The sequence below is a fragment of the Burkholderia semiarida genome (assembly GCF_029268935.1).
Lineage (GTDB): Bacteria > Pseudomonadota > Gammaproteobacteria > Burkholderiales > Burkholderiaceae > Burkholderia > Burkholderia semiarida.
Window position 1 is genome coordinate 385,411 of sequence record NZ_JAHLCL010000001.1, and the last position, 18,279, is coordinate 403,689.

The window sequence follows — 18,279 nt, forward strand, 5'->3', positions numbered from 1 at the left end:
CTGATCGGAAAAACAGGTAACGAGGCGGCGAACGTGCGACCGTTCGCGATCATTGAATCAATCGCTTGTCCGGCAACGTCGATGCGGCACTCGAACGATCCGGGCGAATCCGACACGGGGCGGCCATGGCGATACTCAAGAACGACGCTTCCGGAGAAGCATGCCTGCTCCGCGCGTATCACGTGTTCGGCCGCGACGACGCGCGCTGCGACACGGTCATCCGGGACGGCTCGGTGTCCCGCGTCCATGCCCATGTCCGCTGGGCCGGCGGGCTCTGGGAACTCCACGATCACAGCAGCAACGGCACGTCGGTATCGGGCGTATCGCTGCGCGACGGCGAGCATGCGGTGCTGCGGCAAGGCGACGTGATTCGCTTCGGCAGGGCCGGCATCGCGCCCTGGCGCGTCGAATCGCTCGACGATCCGGCCGATACGCTGTGGCCGATCCGCGGCGCCGTCGCGCCGATCGTGCTCGCGCCGCGCCAGATCCTGCCGGCCCCTGCCGCGCAGCCGGTCACGATCGTCCGATCGCCGGCCGGCGAATGGCTGTGCGACGACACGCTGCCGCCGCGCGCGCTCCATGACGGCGACGAAGTGTCGACCGGCGACTTCGCATGGCGCCTCGCCCTCGCGCGCCAAGGCTCGACGGTGACGCTCGCCGCCCACGCCGATCCGGCCGCGCCGGCGCAACTGCTCGAATTCTTCGTCAGCCGGAACGAGGAGCACGTGCGCATGCTGCTGCATGTCCGCGGCGGCGTGGTCGACCTCGGCGAGCGCGCCCATCACTACAGCCTCGTCACGCTCGCCCGCGCGCGCTCGGCCGACAGGCAGGCCGGCCACGACGCCGCCACGCAGGGATGGATCGAGCTCGACCGGCTCGCGCGCATGCTCGGCATCGACACATCCCACGTCAACGTGCAGATTCATCGCGCCCGGAGCCAGTTCGCGGCGCTGCCCGGGCTGGGCGCCAGCCAGCTCGTCGAGCGTCGGCGCGGCAGCGTCCGCTTCGGCGATGTTCCGTTCCGGATCGTGCGCGGCGAGCATCTCGAATGCGAGTGGGTGCCGACCGGCGGACCGCGTCCCGGCGCGCCGCGCGCGGTGCCGGGCCCGGTCGTCCATTGTCCGTGAACGCCGGAGGCCCGGCCGTGCTGCCGATCGTGTCCCGCGCGCCCGCCGGGCCGGATGCATCTGAACCGCCGAGGCATGCGGCGCCTTTCGCGACGCTCGCCGGCAGATGGCATTACCGGCTCGGCGCGCTGCTCGGCGAAGGCGGCAACGGCGTGGTGTTTCGGGCGACCTGCGACGAGACGGGGCTCGCGGTCGCGATCAAGCTGATGCGCGACGACGCCGCGTTGATCGCGCCGGAGCGCATGCGCCGGCGTGCGCGCTTCCGGCGCGAGACGAGCCTGTGCGAGGCGCTGCGGCATCCGAACATCGTGGCGCTGCTGGACCAGGGGCAGGCGCCCGACGGGCGGCTGTTCGCGGTATTCGAACTGGTCGAGGGCCGGACGCTGCGCGACCGGCTCGCCGCGGACGGGCCGCTGTCGGCCCTCGACACCGGGCGGCTGATGACGGAAGTGCTCGACGCGCTCGCGGCCGCCCATCGGCGCGGCATCGTGCATCGCGATCTGAAGCCGCAGAACGTCGTGATCGCGATGGCCGACGACGGGCCGCACGCGAAGCTGCTCGATTTCGGCATCGGCGCGTTGCTGCCCGGTACCGAAGACATCACGCGTCGGACCGCGACGCTCGCGACCGAGGTGCTCGGCTCGCCGCCCTACTGTGCGCCCGAGCAATTGCGCAACGAGCCGCCGACGCCCGCCAGCGACCTGTATGCGTGGGGCCTGATCGTGCTCGAATGCCTGACCGGCGAGGTCGTCATGCAGGGCGCGAGCGTGGCCGAGATCCTCCATCAGCAGCTGAGCCCCGTGGATGTCGCGCTTCCACCGCCGATCGCGGCGCTGCCGCTCGGCGCGGTTCTGCGGCATGCGCTGAACAAGAATCCTCGGCAGCGCGCCGCGTCGGCCGACGCGCTCGCGGCGCAGTTTCGTGCGCTCAACTTCGCCGCGCTCGTCGGCCGGTTCGACACCGGTTGCACCGGCCGCCGCGCGCGTGCGCGCTCGCTTGGGTCGCGCGGCGAGACGATCGCGGAGGGGGGCGAGTACCGGCAGATCACCACGCTGTGCTGCTGCGTGACGATCGCCGGAGAGGGCCGCCAACGTCGTGCCGGAACCGAGCAGGGGATGGCGCTCGACGGCTACGAGGCGCAGTGGCTGACGAAGTGCGCCGATATCGCGATCGGTTACGGCGCGCACGCGGGTGGACGGCTCGGCGACACGCTGCTGTTCCATTTCGGCCTGCAAGGGGACATCGACTGGCCCGCGCGTCGCGCGGCGCGGGCGGCGCTCGACATCGTGCGCGTCGCCGAGCGTGCGCGGCTGCCGGTGCCGTCGGCCGCCGGCGGCAGTGCCGGCGGCGCGGAAGAAGGCTGGCGAGTCGAAGTGGCCGCCGCGATTCACGTCGGGCAGATGCTCGCGCATGCGTCGCACATGTCGGGCGCGTCGACGCCGGCCGCGGCGTCGCGGCTGCTGCGGCTGGCCAGGCCCGGACAGATCCTGATCAGCGACGATGCGCGGCTCGTGCTCGAACGGCATGCCGATTCGCGTCCGACCGCGTTGCGGCTGCCGCGCGCGGGCCTCGTGTCGCAGCCGGTTCATGAATTGCTCGGCGAGCGGCACGCCGATACGCCGTTCGATTCGCTCGACGCGGGCAGGCGGACGCCCATGGTCGGCCGCGCGCGCGAATTCGACGTGCTGTTGCGCGCGTGGCAGGACACGCACGAGCGGCATCGTCGCGCGATGCGTGGCGAGCAGCCGCGCGGCGTGCCGCGGCTCGTCGTCGGCGATGTGGGCTTCGGCAAGTCGCGGCTCGTGCACGAACTGTGCGAGGCCGTGCGGACGCGCGGCCATGCCTTTGCGCATTGCGGGTGCCTGCCCGAACGCGAGAATCATGCGTTGTTTCCGGTCCTGAGATTCATCGCCTCGCACTGGCACGTCGACGCCGACCACGCGCCCGGCGCCGCGCTCGCGGCGATCGACGCGATGATCGCACCGCTCGATTGCGACCATGCGGCGGCGCGTGTCGCGCTCGCGGCCTGGCTCGGGCTGCCCTGCGATGCGAACGGGCTCCTGTGGTCGAGCGCGCGCGAACAGCACGCGCTGTTCGACGTCCTCGAGCAACTGATCGTGTCGCTCGGCAACGGCGCGCCGGTGCTGCTCGTGATCGAGGACGTTCAGTGGCTCGATCGCTCGACCGAGGATTTTCTCGCGTATCTGCAGCACTCGCCGCGCGCGGCGGCACTGTGCATCGTGCTCACGTCGCGCCCCGACAAGCTCGCGCGCTGGCGCGGCGCGACCGACCGCCTGGTGCTGCGCCGCCTGCCGCGCGACGACGCGCAGCGCCTGATGTCGGCGCATCTGGGCCCGGGCGCGTTCGATCCGGCGTGGCTCGACCGACTCGCCGATCGCACCGCGGGCATCCCGCTGTTCATCGAGGCCGTCGCCCGCGAACTGACGGTGAGCGGCGCGGACGGTCCGATTGCCGAGCCAGCGGCAACGGACCCGTACCCGCTGCCGCTCGGTCTCGGCGGCATGCTCGGCCTGGCCTTCGACCGGATCGACGACGCGCGCGACACCGCGCAGTTGGCCGCGACCATCGGGCTCGAAGTGGATGCGCAATTGCTCGCCGACGCGTCGCCGCACGATCGCGCCACGCTCGACGCACATCTGCGGCTGCTGCTCGAAGAGCGGATCGTGTACGCGCAGCATCGGCGCGACCGCGTGTTCTATGCGTTCCGCCATGCGCTGATTCGCGACGCCGCGTACGAATCGATGCCGCCTGCCGTACGGCGCGGCAATCATGCGCGCGTCGGCCGTGCGCTGCTCGCGCAGGCCGATCGCGGTGCCGGTGCGCATGCGTTCGGCGTCGCCGCGCACTTCGCGCGCGCAGGCGCGTACGCGGACGCGATCGCGCACGGCATCGATGCGGCGCATCGCGCGCTCGAGCGTTCGCGATACGACGACGCGATCCGCTACGGGCAGGCCGTGTCCGACTGGCTCGCTACTGCCGATCACGCGCGGCGCGAGCACGACAGTGCGCGCATCCGCGCCACGTTGACGCACGCGACGATGGCGCGATTCGGCTGGGCCGACCCGCGGGTGCGCGAGCATGCGGAGCAGTTGCTGCGGCAGACGCAGACGCTCGACGATCCCGAACTTGAGATCAGCGCGCTGTGGACGCTGTCGACGTACTACCACGTCGCCGGCGACCGTCCGACCGTGCGCCGGATCGGCAAGCGGCTCGACACGCTGGCGACCGAGCGCGGCGATGCGGGCGTGCAGGTCGCGGCGGACGCGATGCGCGGTATGAGCCTGTGGATCGACGGCGACTATGCGCGCGCCCGTGCCGCGTTCGACGCGGTGCTGGCTGGCTACGACGTGCGACGCGACGCGGGGCACCGGCGCGTCCTGGCGCTCGATACGCGCGCGTGGGCGATGGCGTCGCTCGCCAGCGTGCGCTGGTGCATGGACGACGATCCGCAGCCGTCGTTCGCGATGGCGCGCGAAGCCGTCTATTGCGCGACCTGTCTCGATCATCTGCCGACGCTCGGCGTCACGATGCTATACCTCGCGCGCACGCATCAGCTCGCCGGAGACCGCGACGCGGCGCGAGCGGTGTCGGAAGCGATTCTCCGCCTCGCGGACGAGCACCGGCTGCGGGCAGTCGGGCATTACGCCGCGATCATTCATGCGTGGGCGCAACGCGATCGCGCGGGCGTCGTCGCGCACCTCGATGCGCAGCGGCAGTCGGGCGGCCTGCTCGGCATGACCTACTACGCGTCGTTGCTTGCCGAGCTGGATGCCGAACGCGGCGACTACGGCGCGGCGCTCGCGCAGGTCGGACAGTGTCTCGCCTGGTGCGAATCGAGCGGCGAACGGTATTACGAAGCCCAGCTGTTGCTCAAGCAGGCCGAGTTCTTGCGCCGGGCCGATCCGCGCTGCGGCGGCGTGGCCGCGCTCGATGCGTGCCGGCGCGCAGCCGAAATTGCAACGACGGCGGGCATGGGCCGGATCGCGAGGCTCGCCGAGGCGACGTTGCAGTCGTTGCCGTAAGCCGTTCAAACCGACATTCAGCAGAGCAGACGACCGCGCGACCGTCATCCGGGCGATCGCCCTCGCCTGGCATTCGCCGACGTTTCTCGACAAGCTCGAGGCCGGTCCGCCGCACGCTGACGACGCGGCGCTCCGGAGTGCGCTCGACGCGGCCGGTATCGACATTGAAAGGGAGTCCGAACTGACTATCGCGATCGCCGATACGCACGACCGCGACGATCTCGCCGTATGCGTCGCCCGCGCGGCGGTGTGACGAAGCGGAGCTTAATCCGGCGCTGCGGTTTCCATGACCTGGCCTCGGGTCCGCCCGTGGCCGGCTGCGGGATGGAACCGCCAACGGGAAAGCGGAGAATGAGCCGAGGTCGTCCGCCGGGCATGGTCCGGCGCCTTGTTCCGGGTTGCGTCCAAGGCGCCGGCTCGAGTTCACCTGTCGGTGATGGTGATGTACGGATCCCAGGTGACATAGCCCTTCAACTGCGCGTGCCGGTCGTAAATCGCGACGACGAACGTATAGGTCTCGGTGCCGGGGCTGAGCACGGTGGCTTGCGCGTAGTAGTCCGCGCGCGGCTCTTCGTTCACGCGGTTGTTGTCGGGCCAGCCCGGCGCGGGATAAGGCTCGGTGACGTTGGCGGTGAGGTACGAAACCTGCCCAAGCCGATTGGGACCGATCGCAGTGAAGCGATACAGGAAGCACTTGTAGTCCGCCGTGTCGGTCAACGACACGGTGCGCCAGCGGATCACGTCGTTGACGCTGGCCTTGATCCGCAAATTGCTGCCCGCCTCGCCCTGGTCGACGCCCTGCAACGGGCCCTGGCCGTAGCCGTACGCCGCATTCGCCAGCGTGGTGATCATGTAGACGGTGTCGGGATTCTGGCCGAGAGGGGTCGGCGCATCCGGACGCTTGCTGAGCGAGTTGGCGTTCCTGTTCAGGATTTCCTCGACATCGAACGCGGTCAGGACGTCGATGATGTTGTAGGTGCTCAGAATTTCAGGCATGACAGCTCCTTTTCGATTGTACGGCGTTGAAAAAACGATGCTTCGGCCAGCGGCGCCGATGCAGTACGGACCGCCGGGCGCATGAAGCCGGCGCGGCCCTTCCCGACATGCGGGGCGCCCGTGCGCGTTCAGTTGCGGATCGTGATGGACGGGTCCCACTGGAAGTAGCCCACCAGCTCGCCGTTGCGCTGATACATCGCCACGACGAACGTATAGGTGGCCGAGCCCTGGCTGCGCGCCGTGGCTTGCCAGTAGAAGTCCGAGCCGGGTCGTTCCTTCACGCCGTTGTTCGGCCAGCCCGGTGCCGGATCGGGTTCGCTCGGGTAGGTATGTTCGAACGTCGGCTGAGACAGCGGCGGGTCGTTCGGGGAGGTGACCGAGAGGAACTTGAACGTGTGGATGAAGCACTGGTAGTCCGCGACGTCGGTCAGCGAGACGGTGCGCCACCGGACGATGTCGTTGACCTCGACGCGCATGCTCAAGTTGCTGCCGGCCTGGCCGGAAATGACGTTCCTGTCCGTGGTGATCATGTAGACCTCGTCGTAGCCGTTGGACGGCAACGGAGTCGGTCTGGTCGGATCCTGGCTGAGCTGCTTGCCCGGCTTTTGATAGCCGAGGATTTTTTCGACGTCGAACGCGGTCAGGACGTCGACGATGTTGTAGGTACTCAAGATCTGGGACATGGCAGTTCCTTTCACGCTTGATCGTTGGCGAAACACGCCGCCGCGCGACGATGCCCGGGGCGCTTGCACCTCACTCGTCCTGCGAGACCGCGTTCGGGAAGAACGCGGACCTCGCAGGCGTAACGACAGCGTAGGAAGAATCGGATTGCGAAGCGATTACACGCGGTTACAGCGTGCGTGTGACGACGCATGCGGCGTGCGATGGTGTCGGTGCGGGACAGCAACCGTGTCGCGCAAGGCGTTCAGGCAAGGCTCGACGCCTCGGTGCACTGCCGCCAGAAATCCGCTGCCGGCCAGCGCTGCTCGAGGCCGTAGAAGTGATGCCGCATCTGCAGGTAGCGCCGGTATTGCGCGTCGACCATCCGCGCGAACGCTTCCAGTGCATGCGGATCGCCATCCATGTGCTTCCGGATGGTTTCCGCTGCGGCAATGCCGTTCGAGATCGATTTGACGATGCCTTGTGCCGTGATCGGATCGTAGGCCGAGGCGGCGTCCCCGATCGCCAGCCAGTTGTCGCCGTACAGTCGATCGAGGTGATGCGACGGCGCTGGATACGACTTCACGCGCAGATCGGACAGATCGAGGCCCAGGTCGCACACGAGCTGCCATGTGCGCCGCGCGGCCTGCAGCATGCGACGCCATGACTCCGCCCGATACAGCCGCATCGTCCGGACTGCCGGCGCATGCGTGGCGAACATAACGACGACCATCCTGCCGGGCACCGATGCGAGGTACCACCAGCCATGCTCGACCGCTTCGAGGTGTGTGAGCATCGAAGCAGGCGCGCCGGTGTCCGGCCGCGCAAGCCTTGCCGCGATGCAGATCAGCGGATTCGCGTCGAGCCGTGTCGCGCCGCGTTGCCGGGCGAATGCCGCGCGCGCGCCGCTGGCATCCACGACGAAATCCGCCTGAACGCGCGACGCGACATGGGTCGCCCGTCCCAGGCTCAATGTATGCCCGGACGGGGCATGCGGCGCGGATGCCAGCAACGTATGGCCGGTCAGCAATTCCGCCCCGGCGGCGCGCGCCTGCGAGGCGAGGAATGCGTCGAACCTGCGCCGGTCGAGATGCCAGCCATGCCCGTGCGGGCTCAGCACGGAGTCGTTATAGCCGCGTTTGTCGCTGCCCCAGTACGAGCAGCTGCCGTAGCAAGGCTCGTGCGCTTGCGCGACGAAGGCGGCGTCGATGCCGAGGCGGCGGAACAGAATCCGGCTCTCCGGCGGAATGCTTTCGCCGATCCGCGCGTCGGCATAGGAACCGGCCTCGACGAGCAGAATGTCGGCGATGCCGGCCCTTGCCAATGCCAGCGCGCAACTGCTGCCCGCCGGCCCGCCGCCGATCACCGCGACCCGGTAGCGGGCCCGGTCGGGTGCCGGTGCGGCCGGGCGTTCGATGGACGGCGTCTGCACGATCCGTTCGGCGAGCATCGTGCGACCTCAGCTGTTATCGGGCGGCAGGAGCGGGTCGGTCACGGTGTTGGGCCATGGCTGCACGAGGTTGCTGTAGTCCTTCTTGAAGAGGCTCTGCACTTCGAGGTAGTAGTTCGGCGGATACTTGCCGTCGTACTCGTCTATCGCTACGCCCTGTATCACGAAGCCGATCTTGTCCCAGTCGAGCAGGATGTCGACGCGATTCTGATAGCGCCCGACGTTCATGGCCGGCGAATTGAAGGTCTTGCTCGAATCCTGCTGAATGGCGGCCGTGCCTTCGCCGCGTACCGAGTAACGCTGCACGGGCAGCGCGCCGTGGTTCGCGACCAGGTCGTCGTAGGTGTAGACGGCCACTGGTCGCTGCGCGGGCCACGACCAGTACAGGGTCGTGTTCACGCCGCTATACACGTTGCTGCCATCCGGATCGATTTCGCCGCCCGGATTGGGTGTGGGCAAGTGGGTCGAGCAGGAGTTGTAGTCCGTGTGCCACGGAATCGCCATGAATTTGCACAGATCGCCTGGCTCGACCGGGTTGCCGCGCAGCGGGAAATAGCCGACGCCGAGGAACGGCTGGTTCGCGCTGACGGTCGTGTAGTCGAGCGGGCGCATGTTGATGCGGAACGGGCCGACCGCCGGGCCACCCGTGCGGCTGGTCTGCCAGTTCGGGTTGTACAGGTTGGGGTCGCGGACGATGAACGTCAGATCGATGCCGGGGCTGAACCGCCCGCCGAGGCAGTTCGACAGCACGTTCCGGTCGAGCGCCTCGCCCGGGCCGTACGATACCGGCGACGCTTGCTCGGACAGGCCGTTCGCCCATTGCCGGACGAAGAAGTACTGGGCCCGGGTCAGCGTCAGGAAGCTCGCTTGATTGTCGCCGAGCGCGAGCGGCATCAGCGGCGAGCCGACCGCTGCCGCTGGCGACCGCGGATCCGGATCCCGAATGAACGACATGATGTTGAACGGCGGCCTGGCGGCCGTCAGCTTGTCGATATTGTCGTGGCTCTTCATCGCCGTGGCCGGCAAATTGGTATTCCACATCTGCAACGACGCGGCCCGCAGGATCGGGAAGATGTATTCGTCGAACGACGGCCGGAAATCCTCCCGGTAAACGCCTTTGTCGTGGATGTCGGGTCGCAGCCCGAATGTCTCGATCCACGTGGCCAGGATCTCGTCCCACAGCGTCACGATATTTCTCGTCTGAGGCGCGTACGACGGGTCGGTCGAGACCACCCATGCGCCGCTGTCGACGGCGCGGGCGGTACCGTCGTTGAACACGAGGATCGCCGTGACGGGGCCATCGCCGGTATCGTCGAGCCAGTTGTCGTTGTCGACGTCGTGCACCAGCGGAGCGTCGGCGTTGGCGCGGCCGTTGGCGTCGAATCCACACGCGAAGCCATATGCGCCCAGCACGAGCAGCCGCCCGTTCGATTCCGTGGTCAGCGCGCCCAGCGTGGTGATCGGATGGCTGCCCGTGCCGGGCGGCAGGTTCGCGACGTTCGACGCGGGAAACGCGACCGGATAGCGCGGCACGTCGACGATATCGCCGGTGGCCGAGCCGTAACTGGCTCGCGTGTTCTTGTCGAATGGGACGGTGCTGCGCGAGGACGCCTTGATCGCGCGCGGCCCGGCATCGATGATCAGCTTTTGCAGCCGTGTCTGGTTCGACGGATCGGACGTCGATGCAAAGCTCGCGTTGCGGATCGGCGGATGCTGGCCGTTCTCGTACGCGGCCAGTCCCGCCGGCGTCGCCTCCATGATCCAGCAGTTGGCCTTCTTGTTGGCGAGGTGCACGGTCCACACGATGTCCTTCACGACCTTGCCATCCACCGACGAACCGATCACGACTTCGGCGCCTGTCCCGGTCGGGTAACGTGTGAGCGCCGCGTCGTCGTACTGATAGATCCTGAAGCGCGCGGCTTGCCGCTTGAGGCGCCCCGCGGCGTCGCGCAGGTCGCTGCTCGTGATCGGCGTGCTTTCCGTGCCCGGCTTGATCGGCAGGCCGCCGGTGAGGGCCTGCCCGTCGAGAGGCAGGCCGGCCGAGGTCTCCGGCGCAATGTAGTACTCCTCGCTGCTACCGACACGCGCGAAGCCGATAGCGGGATGGATGCGTAACTTCGTGTTTGTCATGACGGGCCTCTGGAATCTCGATGGCGGTCGCGCAGGCGGTCGCCGTCCTGCACGGATGGATGGCAGCGAAACCGGGGCGACGCTATCGCCGGATCTGTGGGTTGTTCATGTACTTGCGCAACAGGATGTGGCTCGTGCTGATGTCCTTGCCCGGCAGCGTCAGCGTCAGGTCGTTCGTGTCGGTGACGGCCATCGTGTTGTGACAGCTGAAGCATTGATGCTTCGAAATCTGGTTCTGCGTGAAGGTCTCGATGACCGAGTTGGACAGTTTCGGCGTGCCGCGGATGGCCTTGGAGTCGAAATTCGGGCTCCAGTCCGGGTGGAACGGCTCGTCGGGATCCTTGATCCAGACCGCGCCCACTTCCCTGTAGTACTGCCAGATGGAGTTGTTCTTCACCAGGCGGGCCAGGATGTCGCCGTTGAGCTCCGTGATGTTGGCCTGGTTCGTGCTGTCGGCCCCGCCATACTGGTATTGCCGGCACACCTGCGTGACCGGCGCCAAGATCTGCGTCTTCTCGTCGATCGTCACCCGCGACGCATTGTTGACGTTGCAATCCGACGCCTTGGTGCCCGCCTGGTAGAACGTGAACGACTTGTCGGAAACCGGTTGCGACGGGCGCTGGTTGGGCTGGAAGTCCGGCGCGTTGTCGACGTGCTCGAACGTCGACCAGATCGCCTCCGGATGACCCTTGACGACCCACGCGATATGAAACCCGACCAGCGCGACCTTCACGGTGGCGGTGCTGGGTTGCGGCGGGATGCCGACCGCATTGCCCGTCTTCGCCAGCAACTGAATTCTCGCGGTGGTCGTGTAGAAGCGGCTCGTGTCTTCATTCGCGCCGACGATTTTCCACGCCGCCTTCAGCGACAGCGCGCCGGTGGTGAATTCGAGCGTGGGTCGCGCGTTCTGCATGCCGGCACGCGTGTACAGCTTGTTGGCGATCGAGAAATCGCGATAGATCGGATTGATGTACATGTTCGTGTAAACCGCGCGGCCATTCCGGTCGATCACGATGCCGAGCGAATCGGCCTGCTGCACGCCGTCCAGCACGTGCTCGGTGGGCAGCGCCACGCTAGGATCGATGGCTGCATCGGAATACAGGCTGTCGAAGCGCGGCGCGCCGTTCAGCGTGTCGGTGAGCCAAAGGAACGCGTGCCAGGAGAAGCGGTGGAAGTTGCAATTCTCGTTCTTGGGATCGTTCGGATCCTGGAACTGCGGATCGAGATAATTTGGCTCGGTGATGCCGGCGGAAGTAAACCACTGGTCGAATGCCGTGCACGGCTTTGCCGCCGCGGGCTGACTGAAACCGGCGCAGCAGCTGATCATCGCGACCGCCACGCAACTGCCAAGGTTTTTCATGCGCTTCTCCGCTCGTTCAAGGGTCGGTGGGGCAAGACGCCGGATGCGGTCCGACGCAGTGCGCTCGCCGTGCTGTCCGGCGTCGCAATGCGAAGCGAACGGTTTGCTGCATCGAGGATGGAAGTGGGGGCGACGGCAATTTCCGTTCGAACCCAAGGCTAGGTCGGCGATGTTCTCGAATCAATTACACGCGATTACGCCGCCGGGGCAGGTTGCAGACCGTGTTGCCGATGCCGGCCATTGAATCGAAAAAGGAAACGGCGTGACGATGCGAGACGGGCCCGTCCGGTTGCGACGCCGCTGCGATGCCGGCGCCGGTTACGCCGTACGCTCGCCGGCGCCGCGCGTGCGCCGGCGGAATGATCCGCCCATCAGAACCGCGCACTGATCCCCACCCGCGCGATCGACTGCAACGCGCCGCTCGCCGCGCCGTCCGCGTCCATCACGCCGTTGATCTGCGCGTGCCTGCCGCGGCTCGCGCGCTGATGCACGCCCGCGACGTACACCATCGTGCGCTTCGACAGCCAATACTGGACGGCGGCGAGCAACTGGTGCGCATGGGCATTGTCGAGCGTGTCGTTGCCCTTCATGTACGTGTAGCTCGCCCCGATCACCCAGGCCGGCGACGGATGCCATGCGGCGCCAGCTTCCGCCGACCACGCGAGCGCGCCGTTCCGCGCATTGCGCACGGTCGTGAAGAGCGCCTTCCCCGTGACCGTGCCGACCGTGTAGTGCATGCCGGCGCCCCAGTTGCGCACGCTGGTGGCGGGCATCCCGCCGGCCGCGCCGTATTTCTGATTCGTATAGGCGGCGCCCGCGCCGAACGGGCCGTTGTCGTAGCTTGCGCCGACGCTGACCGTGTTGTTCGCGCCGATCGATCCCGCGACGTTGCCGAAGCCGTACAGCGCGCCGATGGTTAGGCCCGACAGCGACGGGCTCGTGTACTTGACCGAATTCGCGACGCGATTGCTGCCGGCGACGCGGTCCCAGTCGAACGCGCCGGTCGGGTTGTTCGGTAGCGCGAGCCGGTCGAACGGCCCGTTGCGAAAGCCGTACAGGCCGACGAGATCCTGCGCGATCTCGTTGCCGCCGGCGGCGAGCGAATCGACCATGAACTCGTACTGGTTGCCGAGCGTCAGCGTGCCGTACCGGTCGTTCTGCAACCCGACATAGGCCGTGCGCGCGAACAGCCCGCCGCCGATGATCGAGCCGTTGCCGAGCGAATACTGGTTGACGAGCCGGAAGATCGCGCGCGTGCCCGCGCCGAGATCCTCCTTGCCTTCGAAGCCGAGCAGGTTCGGAAAGAAGATGTTGTCGCCGAATTTCGCGGCGCCGTGGCCGTCTTGATTGCTGACGTAGCTGATGCCGGCATCCATCAGCCCGAACATCGTCACGCTGCTCTGGGCGAATGCCGCGGCCGGAAGCGTGCAGGCCGCGAGCGCCAGAAGGGTCTTTTTCGTCATCTCCAAAGTGCTCCTCACATGTTTCCGATCGAGTCGGATATTTTTTAATGGGACTACTGATTGATACGAATAAACCGAACCGGGTGAACCCGGTTCAGCGACAATCGAAGGGAATCGCGATGTGCAACGGGCATCGGCGGGTCGCGCCGATGCGTCAAGCGTCGTGTGCTACACCGTCGAATACCCGCCGTCCACCGGCACGATCGCGCCGGTGACGAACGACGCGCCGGGCGAGCACAGGAACAGGATCACTTCCGCGACTTCGTCGGCCGTGCCCCAGCGCCCGAGCGGCGTGCGCTCGAGGATCCGTCGCGACGCCTGCGTGTCGGCCATCAGCCCGCTGCTGAGCGGCGTGTCGATCCAGCCCGGCGCGACCGCGTTCACGCGAATGCCGTGATCGGCCCACGCCTGCGCGAGCGAACGCGTGAGCTGCGCGATACCGCCCTTGCTCGCGCTGTACGCGGGCCGGTCCCTGCTGCCGAAGTACGTGTACATCGACGCGATATTGACGATGCTGCCGCCGTGGGCCGCCAGCGCGGGCAGCGCGGCGTCTGATGCTCGCATCACCGACGTCAGGTTCACGTTCAGCACGCGCTCGAACTGGTCCATTCGGTATTCGTCCGCGTGGCGGCTGATGCCGACGCCGTTGACGAGCACGTCGAGCCGCGGCAGCGCGGCGATCGTGCGCGTCAGTGCCGCGCCGTCGGCCACGTCGAGCTCCACGCACCGGACGCCGGCATGCACTGGCGCATGCGGGCCGGCCGCATCGAGCCCGAGGGCGACGACCGATGCGCCGGCCTGCGCGAACCGCAGCGCGGTGCGCGCGCCGATCCCCGACGTGCCGCCCGTCACGACGACGGACTGCCCTTCAAACGTCCACTGACGACTCATGCTCGACACTCCCGAGGGTGGATGCGCGGCGGGCCGGCCGCTGCGCGGGTGAAACGAGGATCTTGATCTGCGCGCGGTCGGCGAGCAGCGCGTCGAAGCCGTCGGTGACGGCGTCTTCGAGCGACACGGTGCGCGTGACGATCGACGTGAGGTCGAGCGCGCCCGACGCGACGATGCGCAGCAGGTCTTCGTACGCATGCCGATAGCCGACGCTCGCGGTGAAGGTCAGCTCGTCGTTGACCGCGCGGAACGCGTCGAAACCCGCGTGCGGCATCAGGCCGACCATCACGACGCGGCCGCCCTTGCGCAGCGCCTGCATCGCGGATTCGAACGTGACCTGCAATCCGGCCGCCTCGAAGCTCGTATCGACGCCGAGCCCGCCCGTGGCCGCGCGAATCGCGTCCTGCAACGCGGACACATCGAGCCCGCGCGGGTCGAACGCATGCGTCGCGCCGAAGCGCGTGGCGGCCGCGAGCCGTTCCGGCGACACGTCGACGGCGACGATCGTCGTCGCGCCCTGCAGCTTCGCGAGCATGATCAGCAGCAGGCCGATCGGCCCGAGCCCGAACACCGCGCAGGTGTCGCCGAGCCGCAGTTCGGCGCGCCGCAGCGCGTGCAGCGCGACGGCGGCCGGCTCCATCACCGCGGCCTGTTCGAGACTCACGCCGTCGGGCAGGCGATGCAGCATGTAGGCCGGCACGACCGCGAAGTCGGCCATCCCGCCGTCGCCCATCAGCCCGGCGAAGCCCATCGACACGCACAGGTTGTACGACCCCGAGCGGCAGTACGCGCACTGGCTGCAGCGATACTCGGGCTCGACCGCGACGCGGTCGCCGGTGCGCAGCGTCGTCACGCGTTCGCCGACTTCGACGACGGTGCCGCAGAACTCGTGGCCGAGCGTCAGCGGCGCGGTGCGGCGCGACAGCGGATGCGGCGCGTCGACCGGAATCGCGTGCGGGCCGTCCGCGTATTCGTGCAGGTCGCTGCCGCAGATGCCGCAATACGCGACCGCGATGCGCACGTCGCCTGGCCCGATGCGCGGCGTGTCGATTTCGACGAGACGGACGTCGCGCGCGCCATGCCATTGAAGTGCGCGCATGTCAGCGTCCTCCGAGGTTCTGCGTGTCGAGGCGGCCGGCGGTGGCGCCTGCCAGCGCGCGCTTGCGCAGCACGGCCGGCGCGGTTTCGACGAGGCCGAACGACAGCACGCACGCGAGGATCGCGCCGATGGTCGACGTCCACATCGCGAACTGCAGGCCATACCTGTCCGCCGCGAAGCCGGCGACGGTCGGCGCGACGAAGCCGCCGATCAGCTCGCCAGCGCCCATGATCAGCCCCAGTGCGCTCGCGATCGCGCGCGGCGGCACCGTTTCGGCCGGGATCGTCGCCATGAACAGCGTGAAGCAGCCCAGCCCCGTGTACGTGACGAACACGAGCGCGCCGAGCGCCCACACCGGGCCGACATGGATCAGCACGACCGGGCACACGGCTGCGATCAGCGCGAACGCGATCATCGTCGGCTTGCGGCCGATCCGGTCGGAGATCGCCGGCACGGCGAAGCCCCAGAACACCCACGCGGCGCCGAGGCAGGTCATCACGACGCCCATGCCGGACGGCGACAGGTGGCGGCTTTCCACGAGGAACACCGGCGCGAACGAGATGATCACGACGAACCACGTGAGGAAGAAGCAGCTGATCAGCACGCAGAGCAGGATGTTGCGTTCCTTCAGCAATGCCCAGCGGCTGACGTCGGCGCCGCGTGCGGCCGGTACCGCGGTGGTATCGGCCTGCGCGTGGCGCGCGCCGCCGGGCGGCATTTCGCGCACCCAGCGCCAGATGCCGAACGCGATCAGGAAGCCCGGAACGCACGACACGTAGAACGCCTCGCGCCAGCCGTATGCGGTGGCGATGCCGATCACGACCGGCGGGCCGATCATCGCGCCGAGCAGGCCAGCGGCCGAGCCCTGCAGCAGGCCCATGTTCAGCCCGCGTCGGCTCGGCGTCGAACTCGCGACCATCAGCGATTGCGACAGCGGCAGCACGGGGCCTTCGGCGATACCCATCAGCGCGCGAAACGCGATCAGGCTCGCGAAGCCGCCGACGAGGCCCGACAGCGCCGAGCACACGGAAAAGCCGAGCACGGCCGCGATCAGCAGCGGCTTGCGCGTGCCGCGCGCGTCGGACCACGCGCCGGTCGCAGCACCCGACAGCGCCCACGTGAGCGCGAGCGCGGACGACACCATGCCGAGCTGCGTGTTCGTCAGGTGCAGCTCGGCCGACATGAACGGGAACAAGAACGACAGCGCGAGGCGGTCGAAGAACACAAAGCCGAACGTCATGAACAGGATCAGCAGCAGCCTGTTCTCGTACGTCCAAGCAGGTCCGGAAGAGGGAGGGGATGTCATCGTGAGCCTCGCCGCGCGTCAGCGGAACAGTTTCTCGATCGCTTGCGCGCCGAGGCCGACCTTCTCGTAGTGCGCCTTGCACATCGCGATGTACGAATGCACGTCGAAGTAGCCGTCGGGATTGCCTTCTTCGTCGAGCCAGATCAGCGGGCCCTTGACGATGAAGAACGCGCGCATCGGTTCGGGGTGATCGAATGCGACGAGCGTGTGGCCTTCGCCCGGCGTCTCGTAGACGAAATCGCCGCGCGTTGCGGTCCATTCGTGTTCCAGGTAGCCCCATTTCCCGGACAGCGTGTACGCGAACACCTCGTGCGGGTGATAGTGCCGGTTCACGAGCCCGGCTTCCTTCGCCATCAGGATGTCGCACCATTTGTTCTGCGACGGCGAGATCCACAGCGGCCGCGACGACACCGTTTCGGTAAACGGAACGTAATAGCGCTCGTCGTCGGTGGCCGCGTTCGGGATGTAGGCTTCGGGGAGCGCATCGGGCTTGAACGGATTGGCAATCGCCGGGATGTTTTGCCAGAATTCGGATACGGCTTGGTCGACCACGGTCTGTCTCCTTGTATGGGTTGTCGTGGGCTCGACTTTAGTCAGCCGGTGCGCGCCGCTCTTGACTGGGCTGGACGAATTGCTTGATCGCGCCGGACATTGCATCGCACCAAGATCCAGACGAACCATTCCCCGATCGGTGCCGCTCCGCACGACTGGCGCCAGCAGGAGGCGACGTGACGAATTCGACCGTTCTTTCATGCACGCGAGGCTCGACGGCCGACGTGCCGGCGCGCGACAGGATGGCGTACTGGGATGCGTTCAACGCGGCGACGCTGGTCGGCCTGCGCTGCTCGTCGCTGTCGCCGGCCGGGCTCGAAGTCGAGAAGACCGACATCGCGCTGCCGGGCCTCGGCATCGCGGACATCAGCGGGCAGGATCACGTGATCGAGCGCGGCCCCGCGCTGGTGCGCCAGTTGCCGAAGGAGTCGCTGTTCGCGTGCCAGATCGTCAGCGGGCGCGCGTATTTCATCCAGCGCGACCGCTGCCTGCTCGCGGAAGCCGGCGATGTCGTCGTCTACGACACGCGCGTGCCCTATCTATTCGGATTCCTGACGCCGATGCGGCAGCTGCTGATCGATATCCCGATCACGACGTTCGACGACCGCCTCGATGCGGAGCTGGCCGCGCTGCCGCTGCGGATCGCGCCGAAGCCGGGTGCGGGCGCGATGCTCGGCGCGACGTTGCGCACGAGCGTCGAGCGGTTCATGAAGGCGCCCATCGAGCGCGACGCCGCGCGGTTCGCCGAGCATGCGCGCACGCTGGTCGCGGAACTCATCGACACCGAAGTGAACGGCGCGGGCGCATCGCGCGCGTCGCTGTCGTACCTGCTGACCGCAAAGCAGTACATCGCGACGCATCTCGGCGAGCCGGAGCTTGCGCCGCAAGCCGTCGCCGATGCGGTCGGGCTGTCGCTGCGGCATCTGGGTCGCCTCTTCGCGGCCGAAGGCGAGTCGATCACGCAGCACATCTGGTCCGAGCGGCTGTCGCACGCGCATCGCGAGCTGACGGATGCGCGGCTACGCAAGACGAGCGTCGGCGAGATCGCGTTTCGCTGGGGGTTCTCGAGCCAGGCGCACTTCAGCCGCGCGATCCGCGAGCGCTACGGCGCGTCGCCGATGGCGCTGCGCGATGCGGCGCGTGAGGCCGTGGGGTGACGCCGGCTTGCGGATGATTCGGCGGCCGCGCGTGCATCACGCGCC

General features: G+C 67.8%; 13 protein-coding genes. 3 read left to right on the forward strand and 10 right to left on the reverse strand.

The window, feature by feature from the left end; translation table 11 throughout:
• Window positions 1–125 precede the first annotated feature (125 nt).
• Both KPB06_RS01770 and KPB06_RS01775 read left to right on the forward strand, forming a co-directional pair.
• Window positions 126–1,127, forward strand: coding sequence for an FHA domain-containing protein (locus tag KPB06_RS01770; protein ID WP_059581358.1), 1,002 nt, complete (start codon window positions 126–128; stop codon window positions 1,125–1,127).
• Window positions 1,124–5,170, forward strand: a complete 4,047-nt coding sequence (locus KPB06_RS01775) for a TOMM system kinase/cyclase fusion protein (protein WP_059582166.1) — start codon at window positions 1,124–1,126, stop codon at window positions 5,168–5,170. The genes KPB06_RS01770 and KPB06_RS01775 overlap by 4 nt, the downstream gene beginning before the upstream one ends.
• 423 nt (window positions 5,171–5,593) lie before the next feature.
• Here the strand turns inward: KPB06_RS01775 and KPB06_RS01780 are convergent, their stop codons facing one another.
• From KPB06_RS01780 to KPB06_RS01825, 10 genes are all read right to left on the reverse strand, one after another.
• Complete coding sequence (locus KPB06_RS01780; protein ID WP_059581353.1) at window positions 5,594–6,166, reverse strand: AidA/PixA family protein; 573 nt, start codon at window positions 6,164–6,166, stop codon at window positions 5,594–5,596.
• Between the two features lie 128 nt (window positions 6,167–6,294).
• Window positions 6,295–6,849 carry an AidA/PixA family protein gene (locus KPB06_RS01785; RefSeq protein ID WP_059581350.1) on the reverse strand — a complete coding sequence of 185 codons (555 nt, stop codon included), beginning with the start codon at window positions 6,847–6,849 and terminating at the stop codon, window positions 6,295–6,297.
• A 242-nt stretch (window positions 6,850–7,091) separates the two neighbouring features.
• A complete protein-coding gene (locus tag KPB06_RS01790) occupies window positions 7,092–8,276 on the reverse strand; it encodes an NAD(P)/FAD-dependent oxidoreductase (protein ID WP_081066502.1) in 1,185 nt (394 codons plus the stop codon).
• Between the two features lie 9 nt (window positions 8,277–8,285).
• Window positions 8,286–10,406 carry a LodA/GoxA family CTQ-dependent oxidase gene (locus tag KPB06_RS01795; protein WP_099318139.1) on the reverse strand — a complete coding sequence of 707 codons (2,121 nt, stop codon included), beginning with the start codon at window positions 10,404–10,406 and terminating at the stop codon, window positions 8,286–8,288.
• Window positions 10,407–10,488: 82 nt separating this feature from the next.
• Window positions 10,489–11,766 carry a hypothetical protein gene (locus tag KPB06_RS01800; protein ID WP_275905282.1) on the reverse strand — a complete coding sequence of 426 codons (1,278 nt, stop codon included), beginning with the start codon at window positions 11,764–11,766 and terminating at the stop codon, window positions 10,489–10,491.
• Between the two features lie 371 nt (window positions 11,767–12,137).
• The gene (locus tag KPB06_RS01805; RefSeq protein WP_059581342.1) at window positions 12,138–13,229 is read right to left on the reverse strand and encodes a porin; all 1,092 of its coding nucleotides are present in this window, start codon (window positions 13,227–13,229) and stop codon (window positions 12,138–12,140) included.
• A gap of 168 nt (window positions 13,230–13,397) precedes the next feature.
• Window positions 13,398–14,120 (reverse strand): SDR family NAD(P)-dependent oxidoreductase, encoded by a 723-nt coding sequence (locus KPB06_RS01810; RefSeq protein ID WP_059581339.1) that lies wholly within the window; start codon window positions 14,118–14,120, stop codon window positions 13,398–13,400.
• Entirely contained in the window at window positions 14,098–15,219 is a 1,122-nt protein-coding gene (locus tag KPB06_RS01815; RefSeq protein WP_059581336.1) for a 2,3-butanediol dehydrogenase, read from the reverse strand. Before KPB06_RS01815 ends, KPB06_RS01810 begins: the two co-directional genes overlap by 23 nt.
• Window position 15,220: 1 nt before the next feature.
• A complete protein-coding gene (locus tag KPB06_RS01820; RefSeq protein WP_059581334.1) occupies window positions 15,221–16,525 on the reverse strand; it encodes an MFS transporter in 1,305 nt (434 codons plus the stop codon).
• Between the two features lie 18 nt (window positions 16,526–16,543).
• On the reverse strand, window positions 16,544–17,077 hold the full coding sequence (locus KPB06_RS01825) for a 2,4'-dihydroxyacetophenone dioxygenase family protein (RefSeq protein WP_059581331.1): 534 nt from the start codon (window positions 17,075–17,077) through the stop codon (window positions 16,544–16,546).
• A 176-nt stretch (window positions 17,078–17,253) separates the two neighbouring features.
• On the opposite strand from KPB06_RS01825, the gene KPB06_RS01830 reads away from it, so the two are divergent.
• Window positions 17,254–18,234 carry a helix-turn-helix domain-containing protein gene (locus tag KPB06_RS01830; RefSeq protein WP_059581328.1) on the forward strand — a complete coding sequence of 327 codons (981 nt, stop codon included), beginning with the start codon at window positions 17,254–17,256 and terminating at the stop codon, window positions 18,232–18,234.
• Window positions 18,235–18,279 lie beyond the last annotated feature (45 nt).